Origin of the sequence: Thermodesulfobacterium sp. TA1, from assembly GCF_008630935.1 — a bacterium.
GTDB lineage: Bacteria > Desulfobacterota > Thermodesulfobacteria > Thermodesulfobacteriales > Thermodesulfobacteriaceae > Thermodesulfobacterium.
Genome location: NZ_CP043908.1, coordinates 1,666,896 through 1,683,503 on the forward strand (window position 1 = coordinate 1,666,896; position 16,608 = coordinate 1,683,503).

Consider the following 16,608-nt stretch of genomic DNA (forward strand, 5'->3'; position numbering starts at 1 on the left):
AGTTAAGCCATGCCTAAAGAACAAGGCCTCGTAAGCTGGAAACAACTCGCACCAGGTATGTATATCCTTGAGCCTGGTAACTCCAAAAAGTTTAAAACCGGTGACTGGAGAGCCTTCAAACCCGTCCTCGATAAAGATAAATGCATCAAATGCGGTATGTGCTATATCCTATGCCCTGACATCTGCTACCAACCAGACCAAGAAGGCTTCTTCATCTCTAACCTTTTCTACTGTAAAGGCTGCGGTATCTGTGCCGCACACTGCCCTAAAAAAGCCATTACCATGGTCTTAGAGGAGGAATAACATGGCTAAAAAAATCGCTAAAGAAGTCTCCGTTGCCGTGGCTGAGGCTGTAGCCCAGTGTAATGTTGACGTCATTTCAGCCTACCCTATTACCCCTCAAACCCATATCGTCGAACACCTCGCAGAACTTGTTAACAACGGCGAGCTTGATGCCGAATACATACCTGTTGAGTCTGAACATGCTGCCATGAGTGCCTGCATCGGTGCTGCTGCAACAGGGGCTAGAACCTTTACCTCTACCTCCTCACAAGGCCTCCTTCTCATGTACGAAAACCTCTACATCGCTCCTGCTCTACGCCTGCCTATCGTTATGGCTCTTGTCAACCGCTCTGTCTCTGCCCCTATCAGCATCTGGAACGACCACTCCGATGTCATGTCCATGAGAGATGCCGGCTGGATACATACTTTCGCTGAAAACGGCCAAGAAGCCGTTGACCTCATCTACCATGCCTACAAAGTCGCTGAAAAAACCTTACTTCCTGTTGCTGTAAACATCGACGGCTTCATCCTATCCCATGTGGTAGAACCTATCGAATTCTTAGACCAAACTCTACTCGATAAATTCCTCCCTCCACTTAAAATGAAATACAAACTCGACCCCAAAAAACCTATCACCATCGGTGCCATCGGAGTCCCTGAAATCTATACCGAAGCCAAAAAGGCCCAAGACGAAGCCCTTAAAGCCAGCTACAAAACCATCGTCCAAGCCTGGAAAGACTTCGAAAAACTCTCCGGCAGAAAATATCTTCCTGTTGAAACCTATCAAATGGAAGATGCCGAAGTAGGCCTTGTCATCATGGGAAGCCTTGCTGAAAACGCCATGAATGCCGTCGACCTCCTCAGAACTAAAGGTAAAAAAGTAGGTGTGGTAAGAATAAGACTCTGGAGACCCTTCCCAATGAAAGACTTCATCAAGGCTATCGGTAAAGTCAAAGCCCTTTGCGTGGTTGACCGAGCCGTTAGCCATGCTGCTACCGGTGGCCCTGTCGGTATAGAAGTAAGGTCTGCCCTCTACCAGTCTAACAAAAGACCTCGGGTCCTTAACCTCATCGCAGGCCTAAGCGGCAGAGACGTTACCAAAGAAGACTTCGTCGAAATCTTCGAAAAAACCTTTGAAACCCTTGCTAAAAAACCATCTACACCCTATGAAATATACGGTGTAAAGGAGTAAGCCTATGAGACCAGAACTTAAAAACTTTAAACCCTTTACCATGAAAAACTTACCTCAGTATGAAGGCTTTGCTCAAGGCCATAGAGCCTGCCAAGGTTGCGGCACCGTACTCCCACTAAGACTCGCCCTTAAAGTCTTAGGCCCAAACACCATCGCCGTCACCTCAACCGGCTGCATGGAAATCATCTCAAGTCCATTCCCTTATACCTCCTGGGAAGTCCCCTGGATACATGTTGCCTTCGAAAACTCCGCTACCGTCGCCTCAGGCATAGAAGCCGCCATCAAAGCCCTTAAAAGAAAAGGTAAAATTAAGTCCAAAGAAAAAATAAACATCGTCGTCTTTGCCGGAGACGGAGCTACCTTTGACATAGGTCTCCAGTGGCTCTCTGGTGCCCTTGAAAGAGGCCATGACTTTGTCTACATCTGCCTTGATAACGAAGCCTACATGAACACAGGGGTCCAAAGGTCTGGAGCAACCCCCTTCGGAGCCCACACCACCACAAGCCCTGCCGGTAAAGTCATCAAAGGCCAAACCACCTGGAAAAAAAATCTAATGGGCATCGTGGTAGCCCATAACATACCTTATGCCGCTACCGCTAACCCAGCCTTCCCTCTTGACCTGATGAATAAGGTTAAAAAAGCTGCCCTGATAAACGGTCCTGCCTTTATCCATGTGTTCGCAACCTGCCCCACCGGTTGGGGATGTAAAAGCGAAGACAGCCTACTTGCAGCTAAACTTGCGGTAGAAACAAGGGTCTTCCCTCTCTACGAAGTAATAGACGGAAAATACATCATCAACCGCAAAATAGACAAACCTAAACCCGTAGAAGAATACCTTAAACTCCAAAGAAGGTTTAGACACCTTACCCCAGAACAAATAACCTACATCCAACAAAGAGTAAACGAAGAATACGAAAAACTAATTAAACTCGCCGAATGCTTCGGAGAAGAAAAAACCGAAACAAAACAAAACCAAGAAGAGTAATGTATGAGGCTCAATCTTTTAGAAAAAGCTAAGGAAATGAAGGACTTAGGTGCTCGCTATATTACTACCGTAGCTTATCTAAACCCTGAAACCGGAGAAAGGATAATAGTAAAACATCTTTTTGACCTAAACGGCAAGATTGAAGACATAACTTACGAGGCTGGGTTTTCTGAGGTTTTAGAGAGCATAAAAGAAGTGTATCCTGCGGTTGAATGGTCAGAACGTGAAGTGATGGAGCTTTATGGTATAGAATTTACTGATTACCCCGAGGAAGAGAAAAAACTTCTCTTAGCCTCGGGGATGAAAAAATTTCCTTTATTAGAAGTAGAAAAACAAAAAGTTCTTAAGAAAAAACATGGCTAATCAATCAAGGTTTGTCCTTCCCATCGGACCTATTCATATAGCCTTAGAAGAGCCTATACAGCTCAAGTTAGAGACAGAAGGTAATATAGTAAAAAGCGTAAGCCTTCAGATAGGATATGTCCATCGTGCTATAGAATTTCTTTTAGCCAATAAAGATTTTTATCAAGGAATTATTATAGTAGAACGGGTTTGTGGGATTTGTTCACATTCCCATCCTACTTGTTTTGTTCAGGCATTAGAGCAAATAGCCGGGATTGAAGTCCCCCTGAGGGCAAGATATTTAAGAACCTTGGTAGGGGAGCTTGAAAGGATCCATTCTCATCTTTTAAACACCGCTATTGCTTGTGAAATCATGGGATTTAAAACTCTTTTTGTGAGATGTATGAACGCAAGAGAAACCGTAAAAGACCTTATGGAAGGAATAACCGGACATAGAGGAAATTATGCCTTTAACACCATAGGTGGGGTGAGAAAAGACCTAACAGAAGATGAAATAGAGGCGGTTAAAAAACTGATCGAAAATCTTGAACCAGAAGTGTTCAACCTTATAGAGGCGGTGCTTACCAATCCAACCATCGTTGGTCGCACCAAAGGAATAGGGGTTTTAACCTATCAGGATGCCGTAGAGTTTTCGGTAGTAGGGCCTGTGGCCAGGGCATCAGGAGTACCCCTTGACCTAAGAAAAGATGCCCCTATGCCTGGTGCAGCCTATGAATTTCTTGAGTTTCAAAAGGTGTTAGAAAAAGACGGGGATGTGTTAAGCAGGGTTAAGGTGAGACTGCTTGAAATGGTAGAGAGTTTTAAGATGATAAACCAAATTTTGAAAGACCTTCCCAAAGGACCTATTTTAACCAAAAAGTTTACCTCTATTCCTAAAGGGATAGGAATAAGTAGATGGGAAGCCCCAAGAGGAGGTCTTATCTATTACTGTGTAACCGATGGGTCTGACATCCCTTATCGGGTAAAAATAAGGGCTCCGAGTTTTGTGAACATTTATGCCCTAAACAAGATTTTACTAAACCAAGATGTAGCAGACGTAACCCTTATTTCAGGTAGCATTGACCCATGTTTTTCGTGTATGCAAAGATAGAGGTCCTTTAGGATGTTAAGACTAAAAATAGACCCTTCCCTTTGTAAAGGTTGTACTGCTTGCGAAAAAATTTGTATGAAAGTGCACGGTTCAACCGCCCCGAGGATTTTTGTTTTTAAAAAGGGAGAAAAAATAAAAATCTCTGCTTGTAATCAATGTGGCATCTGTGCTAAGGTATGCTCTGTGGGGGCTATAACCAAGGAAGGAGACGCCTATATTATAGACCCTTCTTTATGTGTAGGTTGTAAAATCTGTTATTACCTTTGTCCTTCAGGGGCTATAGAAATGGTTCCTTCTTTTAACAAATACAATCCTATCATCGCACAAAAATGCGACCTATGTAAAGATAAAGGGTTTAACCCTTCTTGTGCCAAGGTTTGTAGAACTAAAGCCATCACTGTAGAGGAGAAATAAAATGTTTCTTGCTTTTAGTGTTTTAGTTTTATTTTTTGGGGCCTTAATTTCTGGTTTATTTTATAGAATAAACAGCGCAAGGTTTCACGGAAGTATAGCCTTTATCACCTCGGTTGGTTCCTTGATTTTTTTGACTTTGGTCTTTTTTGAGTTTATCCAGTTTGGGGAAAGTTTTTGGAGGTTTTCTCTTTTTCCTTGGGCAAAAAACTTCATTAACCTTGATTTGGTTTTTAAGGCTAATGGGTTAAACCTTTTCTTTGCTCTGTTTGGTGCCTATGTAAGCGTGGGGATTAATCTTTATGCTATCAAATACATGACCCATGAAAAGGAAGGGTTTGGTAGGTTTTACACGTTTATTCAGCTTTTCATAGGGTCTTACTTAGGACTGGTCTTAAGCGAAAACCTCTTCTGGTCTTACATATTTTTTGAACTTACCGGAGTATGTTCCTATCAGTTGATAGCCTTTTGGTATCGGTCTGAACTTTCAAGCTTTTCTGCCAAAAAAGCCTTTTTAATAACCCATATAGCTGGATATGGCTTTTTGTTAGGGCTTCTCTTGTTTTATCTTTCTCCAGACCCCAAAGTTTACCAAGACTTAATTTTAGCTGGACTTTTGGTTGCGGTTTTAGCTAAATCTGTTCAATGGCCTCTTTATACTTGGATACCTTATGCGATGAACGCCCCAACCCCTGTAAGTGCCCTTTTACACGCAGCCTGTCTGGTTAAATGTGGGGTATATCTTTTGTTTAAGTTTTACTTTCTGTTTGGAGGCTTTACCTACTTTTGGCAAAATCTCTTGATTTATTTAGGGATGTTTTCTTCTCTTATAGGGGTTCTTTTTGCCCTTAAACAAGCAGACGTTAAGAAGCTTTTAGCCTATCATACGGTAAGTCAGATAGGATATATGGTTTCAGGGATAGGTCTTGGGACCTCTCTTGGATTAGCGGCCTCCCTTTTTCATACCCTAAACCATGCCCTTTTTAAAGGGCTACTCTTTTTGGTAGCAGGGGTTCTACAACAAGCAACCCATACCAGAGACCTCTCTAAAATGGGAGGGCTTGCCTCTAAACTTCCTAAAACCACCTTTCTTTATCTGATAGGTGCTGCTTCTATTTCCGGAATACCTGGGTTTAACGGTTTTGTAAGTAAATGGATGTTTTACCAGGCTGCGATAGAAGCCAACCATCCTTTGGCTGCAGCCTTAGGGCTTATCATAAGCACCTTAACCACCCTTTCGTTTATCAAGGTCCTTGATACCGCGTTTTTAGGAAATCCTAAAACGGAAGTCTCAACCCTTAACGAAAAACCTTTTAAACTCATGATAACAGGCGGAGCTCTTTTAGGGATCCCCTGTGTAATTTTTGGAATTTTTCCTCAAATAGCTATAGACTTTCTTATAAATCCTGTATTATCCTTACTTAGTCTTACCCATGTCGGCTTTAGTTGGTATCAGCTTCCTACGCCTCTAATAGGACTTCTAGTTTTCTTTTCTTTAGGATTAGGTGGGTTGGTTTATTTAGCCTGGATTAAACCTCAAGGTATCGTAAAAGAAACAGAGGTTTTTAAAGGTGGGGAAGATGAAAAGGTCTTTAACCCTACCGCTGATGATTTTGTGGCTGACATAGAAACTCGTTTGGCATCTTTTTATCAAAAAGCAGACCCAGACCAATATATCGTAAAATTTTTTAATTGGATAGAAAGGTTAATAACCAAAGTTTATGAAACCATAAACAAGGTAGAAAAGTTTTGGGGTAGAGTATGATAAAGGCATTAACCCCCTTTTTAAGCCTTATTTACTTAATTATTACCTTTTCTTGTGGAATTTTTTATTTACGAGACTTTAAAAGAAAAGGTGCTATCCTTGCTTGCGTTCTGTTATTAGCTTTTTCTAATCTATATTTACTTTGGTATGAAACCCCTTATGCCATCTGGTTTGACGGACTTAGTGTAGTAGCCATATTAGCCTTGGTTTATCTCTTAGAGTATAAAACCGCCTTTAAAGTTTTAAGTTTAGTTGAAGGGATCTATTTGGTTTTACTTATCTTAGGGAAAACGGTCTTTGCTCATACCCCTCAAGGGTTGGCTTTACTTTGTATAGCCTTTCTTTTAAAACTTGCGGTTTTTCCTGTTTTTCTTTGGCTTCCGATAGTGGTAAAAACTATAGATGCTATAACCGCTGGATTTTTTATCTGCTCTTTTGAGCTGATAGACTTTGTGCTTTTATGGCGGGTAATAGAAGAAGCTTCCCTTTTTCCTCAGTTTTTCCTTATGTTAAAGGAGCTTTTACTCCTTATAGGAATATTAACCCTACTTTTTGGAGCAGGGCTTGCCCTTTGTGAAAGAAACTTAAAGAAGCTTTTAGCCTATGCTACGATCGATGATACTGGATATCTTTTAATAGGGTTAAGCCTTTTTTCTCCTGCAAGCCTTTATGGAGCTATAATATTGTGGATTAACCATGTTATCGCTAAGTTAGGTTTGTTCTTTATAGTTTACCAGATAGAAAAAAACAACCATCCCTTGTTTTTAGGAAGGATAAAAGGACTGGCTAAGTATTATCCTGGTTTAGCTTTCTCTTTTTTAGTGTTTGCTCTAACCTTGATAGGTGTTCCTATCCTTCCAGGTTTTTGGGGAAAGCTCTTCCTTTATCAAGAGGTACTTAAAATTTCTAAACCACTTTTTGGGTTTATGTTATTAGGAAGTTGTCTTACGTTGGTCTATTTTATAAGGGCTTATCATAGTCTGTTTTTAGGGGCTGAAGAGGAAGAAAAGGTTAAAAGTCCTCTTCCTAAACTTGAATCAGGTTTAATTATGTTTTTGAGCCTAACGATAGTTTTAAGTTTTTTTATGCTAAGTTTTTTTAAGGGGTGGTAATAAATGCTTTTAGACCCTATCAAGCAGTTTTTTAGGTATTCTCAAAAAAGGTCCCTTTGGGTTTTTCATGTAAACACCGGGTCTTGTAATGGGTGCGATATAGAAATTTTAGCTCTTTTTTCCTCTAAGTATGACGCCGAAAGATTTGGGATAAAACTGGTAGGCAGTCCTAAACATGCAGACATCTTGTTGGTTACTGGCCCTGTTACTAGCAAATCCAGAGACCCATTATTAAGGGTTTATGATATGATGCCTAAACCAAAAGCAGTAGTTAGTGTAGGGGTTTGTTCTCTTAGTGGAGGGGTGTTTGCCAAAAGTTATAATGTCTTAGGACCGGTTGATAACTTTATACCTGTGCATGTGTATGTAGGAGGATGCTCTGCTCACCCCAACATGATTTTAGAAGGCATCTTAAGGGCGGCACAATTTTTATCTGAAGAGGAAGAACTATGGAGTTTTTAAAAGAGCTGTTTTTATACCCAGGGCTATTTTTTGGTTTTATTTTAGGTGGTCTTTTAGAGGGTGTAAAAAGAAAGCTTAAAGCTAAGATGCAGCTAAGAATAGGACCTCCTATAACCCAGCCTTTTTATGACCTAAACAAACTTATGGTTAAAACCATCACCAAACCTTATGGTGTAGCTCCTTCTGTGTATCTTCTTATTCCTTTTATTCCTACCATAACCCTTATCTTCTGTTTTCTTCTTATGCCTTATCCCTTTTATCAAGAAAAAACAGCCTTTTCTTTTGACCTTATCTTAGTTTTTTACCTAACCGAAATCCCACTTCTTGCCCAAATAATCTTTGGATACTCTACCAAGTCTCCTTACGGAATGGTAGGTGCAGCCAGAGCAGGACAGATGTTTTTTTACTACAACGCCCTTTTTATCATGGTTATCACCACTCTAAGCCTCCTTGGAGACCCCCCTTATAGTTTTTGTATAAAAACCATTGCAGAAGCTTGGTCTCCCTTAGACATAGTAATAAAGCTTTTAACCCTTCCCTTTTTTGTATTTGCCGTTCTTGCCAAACTTAAATTGAATCCCTTTTCTATACCAGATGCTGAAGCAGAAATTTTAGAAGGACCTTTAACCGAAGCCTCTGGCTTAGCCCTTGCTTTTTTTAAGCTTAACTATCTACTTGAACTTGCGATTTTTGGTTCTCTTTTTTCCTTTTTTTATCTTCCTGTTTTAAAAATCTCTCCAAAAATCGGGTTGATTTTACTTTTATTAGGGGCTTTTTCTCTAACCTTTGCGTTTGGTTTTGTAGAAAACCTAACTGCCAGGCTAAGACTTTCTCAATTTTCATCCCTTTATTTAAAACATCTAATACCTTTAGCCACTGGACTTTTAGTAATAACTTGGATACTAAAAACCTGGTAAAAGGACAAGGAAGATGCTAAAACTTGCAGGCTGGCTTTTAAAAAACCTGTTTAAAAAACCTTTAACCATCGAGTTTAAAGGTAAAAGCCTTAAGGAAGTAAGGACTACCTATCGCGGTTATCCTACCCATAGAGGGGAAAGATGCGTAGGCTGTAGACTATGTATTTATGTATGCCCTTCTGATGCCATAAGGATTGAAGGTAGTCTTTTTATAATAAATAAGTGTAAATGTACTGCATGCAAGGACTGTGCTGACGCCTGTCCTTTTGGGGCTATGCAGTTTATCCCCAGGCTGATAGGCACGGCTATATCCAAAAATGAATACATGGAAATTACAGAAATCAAACTGGTAAAGTGCGAAAACTGCGGAGAGCCTATGCCTAAACCGGAACTTTTGTTAGAAAGACTATTAGGTAAACCTCCTAAAAACATACCATCCTATCTTAATCTTTGCCCTAAATGTAGAAGACAACAGATTTAATTTGTAAGCCCCAATTTAAAAGATTGACAATTTTTACATATGGTTTTTATATTTATACTTATAAAGTAAATAAAAAAAAGAAAAATATATGCTAAGGAGGTATAAATATGGGGCTTATGTTGTTTACTTACATCGCCTTTTTTTTAGGGATTTTAGGGATTATCTATAGGTTTTATCGTTTTTACCGGCTACCTATCAACATAAGGTGGGAGGTTTATCCTGTGCCTCATGAACCTGGAGAAAAGAAAAAATATGGTGGTTCTTATATGGAAGAGTTAGGTTGGTATGAAAAAAGGCTTGAAAAAGACCTTTTAGGAGAGTGGCTCGAGCCTTTAAAGGAAATCTTTTTTTTAGAAAGGGTTAAAGTTTATAACCGTTATGGGCTATGGTTATGGTCTCTGGGGCTTCATTGGGGTTTATGGCTAATGTTTTTATTCATAGGTTTACTCCTAATTAACACAAAGTTTACCTTACCTTTAGGGTTTATTAAGCTTGTTGGTTTTTTAGGGTATGGGATAGGAAGCATAGGGGTTTTGGGATTGTTTTTTAAAAGGCTTTTTAACCCCTCTCTTAAGCTTTATACCAGCCCGATCGACCGGATTAATCTACTTCTTTTATTGGCTCTTTTCCTTACAGGGTTTTTAATGGTATTTACCGATGGAGGGCTAAAAGTAGCCCTTTCTTACTTTAAAGCGATCGTTACTTTTAACCCAGAGGAGGTTAACGTTAAAGGTTGGATATTTTGGCATTTTCTTATATTTAATATATTTATATTATATCTTCCCTTTTCTAAGTTTTTTCATGGACCGGCTAAATATCTAACTTACCACAAAATACTATGGGATGACGCACCTCAGACCAAAGGGTCAAAAATAGAAAGGCTTATACAAAAACAGTTGAATTATCAAGTAGGATGGGCTGCTTCTCACATAAAACCTGAAAAAAACTGGGTTGAAAACGCACAAAATTAAACCTATAAAAGGAGGAGTAGGAGATGAGCCTTTGCAATTTTATAAAAAATGAATTAGAATTTATAAAAAATGAATTAGAAGAAGAGATTAAGGGATGTGAGGTTTGTTTTAAAGCGTTAGCCCAACCTGGCAAACAGCCTTTGGTTAAGATAGAAGAAGAGGAAGCGCTAAAAATTCCTGGTATAGAAGAGATCAAAGACCAAACCCCAGAAAGTTGGTATCAAACCTATAATTTAAGTTTAGACGGCTATACCATGTTCCCTCAACCAGACCCTGTTTCTGAGGAAGAAAAGGCTGAGGTGGTAAAAAGGTTTTTAAACGGCCTTTCTAAATTATTAAACCCTAAGTCTAACTGGACGTTTATCAGACCTCTCAAGCTATCTTTAGAAAATTGCGTAAAATGTAATACCTGTGCGGATGCCTGTCATCTATACTTAGCCAGCGGAAGAAAAGAAATATACAGGCCTAACTTTAGGGCTGAAGTCTTACGAAGGATTTATGAAAAACATTTTACTTTTACTGGAAAATTAAATTCCTGGTTTGGAGAAGAAATTGAGGTTAGTTATGACCTTATAAGAAGGCTTTTTGAATTAGCGTATCGGTGTACCCTTTGTAGAAGGTGTGTTGTCTACTGTCCTATAGGGGTAGACAACGGGCTTATTGCCAGAGAATTAAGAAAACTTTTTAGTCAAGAGTTAGGGTGGGCTCCTCCTGAGGTTTATCAAAAAGGGACAAGACTTCATCTAAAAGCTGGGTCATCTACCGGAATGAACCCTCAAGGCATAAAAGATACCATAACCTTCTTAGAAGAAGAGATAGCAGAAAAAACGGGGAAAAAAATAAAAATCCCTGTAGATAAAAAGGGGGCAGAATATCTTTTTATTCATAACGCAGGGGAGTACATCTCTTGGCCAGACCATATGGAAGCATTCTTTATCTTGTTTGATGCTGCAGGCATTGACTACACCATAAGTAGTGAACCCTTAGGCTATGATGGGGTTAACTATGGGGCTTGGTATGATGACATAGAACTGGCAAGGATTGCAGTCAATCATCTAAAAATAGCTCATTCCTTAGGGGTTAAAAAAATTTTAGTCGGAGAATGTGGGCATGCGCATAAGGTTTTTTGTGTAATTTTAGATAGGTTGCTTCCTGCAAGTTCTCCTTTAGCTGAGATAAAAAAAGAAAGTTGCATTCCTTTGGTTTGGGAAATAGTAAAAAGCGGAAAACTTAAGCTTGACCCCTCAAGAAACGATTTTTATTTTACTTTACATGACTCTTGTAACATCGTAAGACTTATGGGTATTGTAAAACCTCAAAGAGAAGTCTTAAAAAAAGTAGTCCCTCAAGGAAGGTTTAAGGAAATGAATCCAACCGGGGTTAAAAATTATTGTTGCGGAGGAGGGAGTGGGTTTGCTATCATGGGAAGTTTAAACTTTCCAGTTTTTCGAAAAAAAGTAGGCCTTAAAGTAAAACTTTGTCAGATAATAGAAACCTTTAAAGATGTTCTTACAGAAGACAAAATCAAACTGGTAGTGGCTACCTGTTCTAACTGTAAAGGAACCATCAGAGAGATGGAACATACTTATCAACTTTTTGAGAAATATCGAATAACCCATTGCGGATTGGTAGACTTAGTAGTCAACGCCATGGCAGACATCCCTCCGTTTTTAAACTTTGAAGAGATGTTTTAATGTTTAAGCTATACTAAAAAGTTTGGTAGTGTCTCATTAATTGTGTAAAGCCTTGAAGGAAAGGGAAGGGTATGGTAGCTTCCCCAATGCTTAATAACCAAAACTACCAGAAAGGAGGGGAAGCTACCGTGAAAGAAAAAACTAAAACTTTAACAAAACAACCTATAGAAGAAATTCTAAACTTTTTTTCAGCAAGAAGTCAACAATCTTATTAAAAACCTTTTAGAAAACCTTATGCTTAAAGAAAGAAGGATTTATTTAGAAGAGCAAGAAGACTATGCAAATGGTTTTTATACAAGAGATTTACTTACAAAGTATGGGAAGGTCCAAGATTTAAAAGTGCCCCGGGTCAGGAATGGTGGTTTTCGTCCTGCTATACTTTCTGAAAGAAGGAGGGCTGAATTAGACCTTACATCTACTGTTATTACCCTTTATGCAGTGGGAGTAAGCACAAGAAAAATTTCTCAGTTTTTGGAAAGTATTTATGGCGCATACTATTCACCTCAAAGCATTTCCCGGTTAATAAAGGTGACTGAAGATGAAGTTAAAGAACTTAATTGTCTATTCGTCGAAATGAGGTAGCAAAGGAGCCAGTATATTTAGCTTTAGGGATAAAGCCTGATGGGAGAAGAGAGATACTTGGATTTTGGATATTTGGGTCTGAAGGGAAGGGGGTTAGCGAAAGAGATAAAAAGGAGGATAAAGGTAATAGAAGTATTTCCGGATGAAGGCTCTGTTGAGAGGTTGTTATATTTAATCTTGAAAGAACTGAATGAGAGGTTAAACTTAAGGAAGTTAAGAGGGTTTAATGAAATTGAATTTGGGAACTACCATGCCTTTCCCGGAAAAATTTTTACACAATAAAAGGGACACTATGAAAAGTTTTTTTAAACTAAAGAAGGGGGTGAAAGAGATGGAAAAACAGGAGAAAATAAAAAATAAACTCTGGGGTTTACTAATCTTTAGCGTTGTGGTGCTATTTTTGGTTAACGCTGGTTTCTTATATTTATCTTGGGAAGTAAAATCGGTTATAAAAGAAGATAGACTTAAAGATTTTTTAGACTATAGAGTTATTTTTTTATCTCTTTTCTCATTAACCGCTGTTTTAGTAGAGGTATTTTGGGGATGGAAAATTATAGATAAATTAGTAAAAAGTGCTAACGAACTAAAACAGGTATTGGCTACCCTACACAAAGGAGATTTTACCGTTGACATAACCGTTTACAGTAAAGACGAACTTGGGGTAGCTTCTCAGCTTCTACATGAAATTATTCTTAAGAGAAGAAAGTTTTTTTCTCAGGCTAAGGATATTTCAGAGAACCTTTTTAAATATTCGACAAATATTTCCAAGGTTTCAACCGAACTTATCGAAAATTTAAAGTTTCTTACCGAAAGATCTACTCAGATGACCATATCTGCTAATCAAATCACAGAGTCTTTAGCCAACATCGTTCAAAACCTATCTCAAATAAGAGACTTTAGCAGTGAAACCTCAGAAAGTTCAAAAGAGGGTATGCTACTTTCTTCACAACTATCCAAAGACGTAGAAAGTCTAAAAGAAACGTTTGACAGATTAGGTTTAGTGATTAACGAATTAAGAAATAGTTCAGACCAGATAGGTTCGATAGTTATGTTGATAAAAGATATTGCCGAACAAACCAACCTGTTAGCCCTTAATGCTACTATAGAAGCTGCTCGAGCAGGAGAACATGGAAAAGGATTTGCTGTGGTAGCTGAAGAGGTAAGAAAATTAGCGGATAATACTACCAAGGCTACAGAAAAAATCGCAGAAGTTATAAAAGAAATACAAAACAAGGTAATCTCTGTAGAAGAGGTGATGAGGGGTTCGGTAGAAAAATTAGTCCAGGGCACACAAAAAGCTAATCAAACCGAAAGGATGTTAAAAGAAATCTTTGAAAAAACGCAAGAACTAAAAGAAAAAATAGACTTTATTGCTAACTCAAGCGAGGCTATCTCGTTTAACACAGAAACCATCTCTAAGGATTTAAACGAAATAACAGAAAGAATAAAAAATCTCTATAAAGCTCAAGAAAATACCGGATTGATAGCCGCTCAAGTCCTAAAAGAAAGTGAAACTCTAAAAGAGGCGGTAGGATTACATAAGGCTAAAGATTAAGGTTTTATTTTATCGCCTGATATAACGTTACGATCCCAAAGGTTAGAGGGATAAAATTTACTTCTGAAAACCCTGCTTTTAAAAGCAGGGTTTTTACCTTTTGAGGAGAAGGGAAAGATTTTATAGAACTTGCTAAATATTTATAGGCCTCTTTGTCTCCGGTTAAAGCCCCACCTAAAAAGGGCATATAATAACTTAAGTAAAAATTATAAAACTTTTGAATAAAAAAATTTTTAGGCCAAGAAAACTCAAGGATGACCAGCCTTCCTCCTGGCTTTAAAACCCTAAAAAACTCTTTTAAAGCTTTTTCTTTGTTAGGAAGGTTTCTTAAACCAAAGGCAATAGAAATTCCCCCAAAAGAGCTGTTTTTAAACGGCAAGTCTTCTGCGTCTCCACAGATAGGATAGATAAGGGTATCTTTTATCCGGTTTTTACCAAAAAAAAGCATCTCAAAGCTAAAATCAAGGGCAAAAACTGGGGCTAATCGGTTTTCATGGTAGAGGTCTAAGGTTAACGTAAAAGGTCCACAACAAAGGTCAAGCCAAGGATGAGGGGCGTCGGCTAAAAGAGAAGCAACCTTTTTCCTCCATAGTCTATCCTGCCCCAAGCTTCCTATTAGGTTTACTAAATCATATCTTCTGACTATCCGATCAAACTTACGTTTTACAAAATCTTTTTCTACCTTCATTATATAAGCCTATCTCCTAAACTAAAAAAGTTAAGTTCAGGAAGGGCAGGTATTAATTTTTTCTTATATAAAAGCTCACAAAAATAAAGATAGGCTCTTTGTTTTAGCCCTGAAAAATCATACTCTAAGTGAGTAAGATACCGATGGACAAAATCCTTGGGGAGTTTTAGATGGCTTCGATCTACCACCTCTTTTAGGTTTGAAAAAGCCTTGGCTCTGGCGTAATAAAGGTTTAAACAAAAACTGGTAATCTCTCGCTTAAGGTTCATGAACTCTTTTTTCATGATAAAAAGAGCAAAAACAAAAGGAAAGTTAGTATATTTTAACCAAAGCTCGGCTAAATCGGTTATCAGATACCTATTTTCTTCATTTTGGAGGATTAAAGCTTCATCTCCTATGGCTAAATAACCTTTTAATTCCTTTTTTTCTTGTTCTGTTAAATCCTTCCAGTTTTTAGTAAGCTCTATATATTTAGGTTTGACACCAACAAAATCTTCAAGCAAGACCCTTAAAAGCAAAAAAGAACTTTCGGTTTCAGGGGTTATACCTATAGGTTTACCATCTAACAAAGATAGCGACTCTTCGTGATAAAGCACCACGCTTTTTACCTCTCCTACCGCACTGATAGACAAGTCTGGTAAAATCAAAAATTCCTTAGGGTTTTTTGCATAAACTACGCTTGAACTTAGGCTAGCACAAAGGGTCATTTGTCTAAGAAGTTGGTTAAGTCTTTTTGGTACCTCTAATACTAGTTCTATTCCCTGGTTCTTTTTAGGAAGGTAAAAAAGTAAAGGTAAGGTGTTTATATAAAGAGGAATCCCTATTTTTAGTTTATCCATAGAACCTATATAAAACCTCCTTTTTAGCGTTGAGAAGAGAACTCAACATTTCTTGAGGGTTGTCGGTAAGGTAATCAAAAACTTCGATTACCAACAAATTAGGAAGGTATCCTGGGCAAATAGCCCCTAAATTTTCATAACCTAAAATTTTTGCTCCGTTTAAAGTAGCCATCCGAATGAAGATTTCTGGAGGGATGTCTGGAAAGGCTGAATAAAGGGTTTTTAATTCTTCCCAAACGGAAAGGGAAGTGTTGCTGGCTAAGCTATCTGTGCCTATTCCTATTTCAAGCCCTGCTTCTAATAGCAAAGGCAGGTTAGGAAGTCCTACTCCAGTAAAAAGATTACTTCTTGGGCAAACACACACTTTAGGTTTATGTCTTTTTAGCACCTCTAAGTCTTCCTTTTCTAATTGCACTAAATGGACGAGTAAGGTTTTTTCGTCAAGTAGGTTTAAACTGGCTAAATATTTTACTGGGCTTAGCCCTGGGGAGCAAAAGCTTTCGTTCCATTGTCCTCTTTCTTTTAGTAAGTTTTTAATTGCCCCTTCTCCTGTTTTTAAAAACTCTACTTCCTCTTTAGACTCTCCGCAATGAATCGCAAAGATTTGGTTCCTCTTTTTGGTATAGGCCTTTATAGCTTGCAGAAGTAACGGAGAAACCGTATAAGGGGCATGGGCTGAATAGGTTGTTTTAATCCTGTTTTTAGAAAAATAGTCTTCAAGCGGTTGAAGTTTAACCCCACCTTTAAACCCTATAATCTCTCGAAAAATATATCCGTATAAAGGGGTTTGACAAACCAGGTCTAAGGTAAGCCCTGAGTTGGTAACCTCTCCTATTATGCCTACTCCTTCTCTCCACAGTTCAGAAAGACCAAGTTTAGCCCCTTCTTTTAACTCTACTGGGGAAGTCTCTTCTTTAAGCTTGATAACCTGTTTAACCCAGCCAAAAAAGCTTCCTGAAGGTCTAATCCTAAACCTAAAACTGGTGAGTTCAAGATGGGTGTGAAGGTTAGCAAGACAAGGTAGGATTATCGTCTCCCCAAAATCTATCAACTTAGCCTGAGAGGTTTCTTTAAACAGGTCTGAAAACTTACCAACCCTAACAATTTTTCCCTCTTTTATTTCTACCGCTCCGTCTAAAATCGAAGGACTATCTACAGGAACCACCCATTTAGCCCGAAGTAAAAGATGATGATAAGAAAGGACCTGAAGTTCTTTCAT

20 protein-coding genes and 1 pseudogene are annotated in these 16,608 nt (G+C 38.5%); 18 read left to right on the forward strand and 3 right to left on the reverse strand.

Annotated features, from left to right (window positions below; all coding sequences use genetic code 11):
- Window positions 1–9: 9 nt before the first annotated feature.
- The 18 genes and pseudogenes from F1847_RS08355 to F1847_RS08435 all read left to right on the forward strand — a co-directional run bounded on the left by F1847_RS08355 (window position 10) and on the right by F1847_RS08435 (window position 13,862).
- Window positions 10–303 (forward strand): 4Fe-4S binding protein, encoded by a 294-nt coding sequence (locus F1847_RS08355; RefSeq protein WP_150072075.1) that lies wholly within the window; start codon window positions 10–12, stop codon window positions 301–303.
- A gap of 1 nt (window position 304) precedes the next feature.
- A complete protein-coding gene (locus F1847_RS08360; protein ID WP_150072599.1) occupies window positions 305–1,474 on the forward strand; it encodes a transketolase C-terminal domain-containing protein in 1,170 nt (389 codons plus the stop codon).
- Window positions 1,475–1,478: 4 nt separating this feature from the next.
- The gene (locus tag F1847_RS08365; RefSeq protein ID WP_150072077.1) at window positions 1,479–2,459 is read left to right on the forward strand and encodes a thiamine pyrophosphate-dependent enzyme; all 981 of its coding nucleotides are present in this window, start codon (window positions 1,479–1,481) and stop codon (window positions 2,457–2,459) included.
- Window positions 2,460–2,462: 3 nt separating this feature from the next.
- Window positions 2,463–2,822, forward strand: a complete 360-nt coding sequence (locus F1847_RS08370) for an NADH-quinone oxidoreductase subunit C (RefSeq protein WP_150072600.1) — start codon at window positions 2,463–2,465, stop codon at window positions 2,820–2,822.
- Window positions 2,815–3,912: a nickel-dependent hydrogenase large subunit gene (locus tag F1847_RS08375; protein WP_150072601.1), complete on the forward strand. Its 1,098-nt coding sequence runs from the start codon at window positions 2,815–2,817 to the stop codon at window positions 3,910–3,912. Before F1847_RS08370 ends, F1847_RS08375 begins: the two co-directional genes overlap by 8 nt.
- Window positions 3,913–3,924: 12 nt before the next feature.
- Window positions 3,925–4,326: a 4Fe-4S dicluster domain-containing protein gene (locus F1847_RS08380; protein WP_150072602.1), complete on the forward strand. Its 402-nt coding sequence runs from the start codon at window positions 3,925–3,927 to the stop codon at window positions 4,324–4,326.
- Window position 4,327: 1 nt separating this feature from the next.
- A complete protein-coding gene (locus tag F1847_RS08385) occupies window positions 4,328–6,088 on the forward strand; it encodes an NADH-quinone oxidoreductase subunit L (RefSeq protein WP_150072603.1) in 1,761 nt (586 codons plus the stop codon).
- The gene (locus tag F1847_RS08390; RefSeq protein WP_150072604.1) at window positions 6,085–7,200 is read left to right on the forward strand and encodes a proton-conducting transporter membrane subunit; all 1,116 of its coding nucleotides are present in this window, start codon (window positions 6,085–6,087) and stop codon (window positions 7,198–7,200) included. Before F1847_RS08385 ends, F1847_RS08390 begins: the two co-directional genes overlap by 4 nt.
- Window positions 7,201–7,203: 3 nt before the next feature.
- The gene (locus F1847_RS08395; RefSeq protein ID WP_150072605.1) at window positions 7,204–7,662 is read left to right on the forward strand and encodes an NADH-quinone oxidoreductase subunit B family protein; all 459 of its coding nucleotides are present in this window, start codon (window positions 7,204–7,206) and stop codon (window positions 7,660–7,662) included.
- Complete coding sequence (locus F1847_RS08400; RefSeq protein WP_150072606.1) at window positions 7,650–8,579, forward strand: respiratory chain complex I subunit 1 family protein; 930 nt, start codon at window positions 7,650–7,652, stop codon at window positions 8,577–8,579. The genes F1847_RS08395 and F1847_RS08400 overlap by 13 nt, the downstream gene beginning before the upstream one ends.
- A gap of 13 nt (window positions 8,580–8,592) precedes the next feature.
- Complete coding sequence (locus tag F1847_RS08405; RefSeq protein ID WP_150072607.1) at window positions 8,593–9,060, forward strand: 4Fe-4S dicluster domain-containing protein; 468 nt, start codon at window positions 8,593–8,595, stop codon at window positions 9,058–9,060.
- A 107-nt stretch (window positions 9,061–9,167) separates the two neighbouring features.
- Window positions 9,168–10,031, forward strand: a complete 864-nt coding sequence (locus F1847_RS08410; RefSeq protein ID WP_150072608.1) for a respiratory nitrate reductase subunit gamma — start codon at window positions 9,168–9,170, stop codon at window positions 10,029–10,031.
- A 23-nt stretch (window positions 10,032–10,054) separates the two neighbouring features.
- The gene (locus F1847_RS08415) at window positions 10,055–11,725 is read left to right on the forward strand and encodes a (Fe-S)-binding protein (RefSeq protein ID WP_150072609.1); all 1,671 of its coding nucleotides are present in this window, start codon (window positions 10,055–10,057) and stop codon (window positions 11,723–11,725) included.
- Window positions 11,726–11,796: 71 nt separating this feature from the next.
- Entirely contained in the window at window positions 11,797–11,940 is a 144-nt protein-coding gene (locus tag F1847_RS09245; protein ID WP_168194309.1) for a hypothetical protein, read from the forward strand.
- Between the two features lie 19 nt (window positions 11,941–11,959).
- Window positions 11,960–12,307 (forward strand): transposase, encoded by a 348-nt coding sequence (locus F1847_RS08420; protein WP_150072610.1) that lies wholly within the window; start codon window positions 11,960–11,962, stop codon window positions 12,305–12,307.
- Window positions 12,283–12,345: pseudogene (locus F1847_RS09575) on the forward strand (hypothetical protein); the annotation flags it as partial. The gene F1847_RS08420 and the pseudogene F1847_RS09575, both read left to right, overlap by 25 nt.
- 1 nt (window position 12,346) lies before the next feature.
- A complete protein-coding gene (locus F1847_RS08430) occupies window positions 12,347–12,589 on the forward strand; it encodes a transposase (RefSeq protein ID WP_150072611.1) in 243 nt (80 codons plus the stop codon).
- 49 nt (window positions 12,590–12,638) lie between these two features.
- Window positions 12,639–13,862 carry a methyl-accepting chemotaxis protein gene (locus F1847_RS08435; RefSeq protein WP_168194311.1) on the forward strand — a complete coding sequence of 408 codons (1,224 nt, stop codon included), beginning with the start codon at window positions 12,639–12,641 and terminating at the stop codon, window positions 13,860–13,862.
- A gap of 4 nt (window positions 13,863–13,866) precedes the next feature.
- Here F1847_RS08435 and F1847_RS08440 read toward each other — a convergent pair whose 3' ends face one another.
- Genes F1847_RS08440 through F1847_RS08450 form a run of 3 tightly spaced genes read right to left on the reverse strand, consistent with a single transcriptional unit; the run spans window position 13,867 to window position 16,608 of the window.
- Window positions 13,867–14,550, reverse strand: coding sequence for a ubiquinone/menaquinone biosynthesis methyltransferase (locus F1847_RS08440; RefSeq protein WP_150072613.1), 684 nt, complete (start codon window positions 14,548–14,550; stop codon window positions 13,867–13,869).
- The gene (locus F1847_RS08445) at window positions 14,550–15,389 is read right to left on the reverse strand and encodes a menaquinone biosynthetic enzyme MqnA/MqnD family protein (protein ID WP_150072614.1); all 840 of its coding nucleotides are present in this window, start codon (window positions 15,387–15,389) and stop codon (window positions 14,550–14,552) included. Before F1847_RS08445 ends, F1847_RS08440 begins: the two co-directional genes overlap by 1 nt.
- Entirely contained in the window at window positions 15,382–16,608 is a 1,227-nt protein-coding gene (locus tag F1847_RS08450; protein ID WP_150072615.1) for an amidohydrolase family protein, read from the reverse strand. Before F1847_RS08450 ends, F1847_RS08445 begins: the two co-directional genes overlap by 8 nt.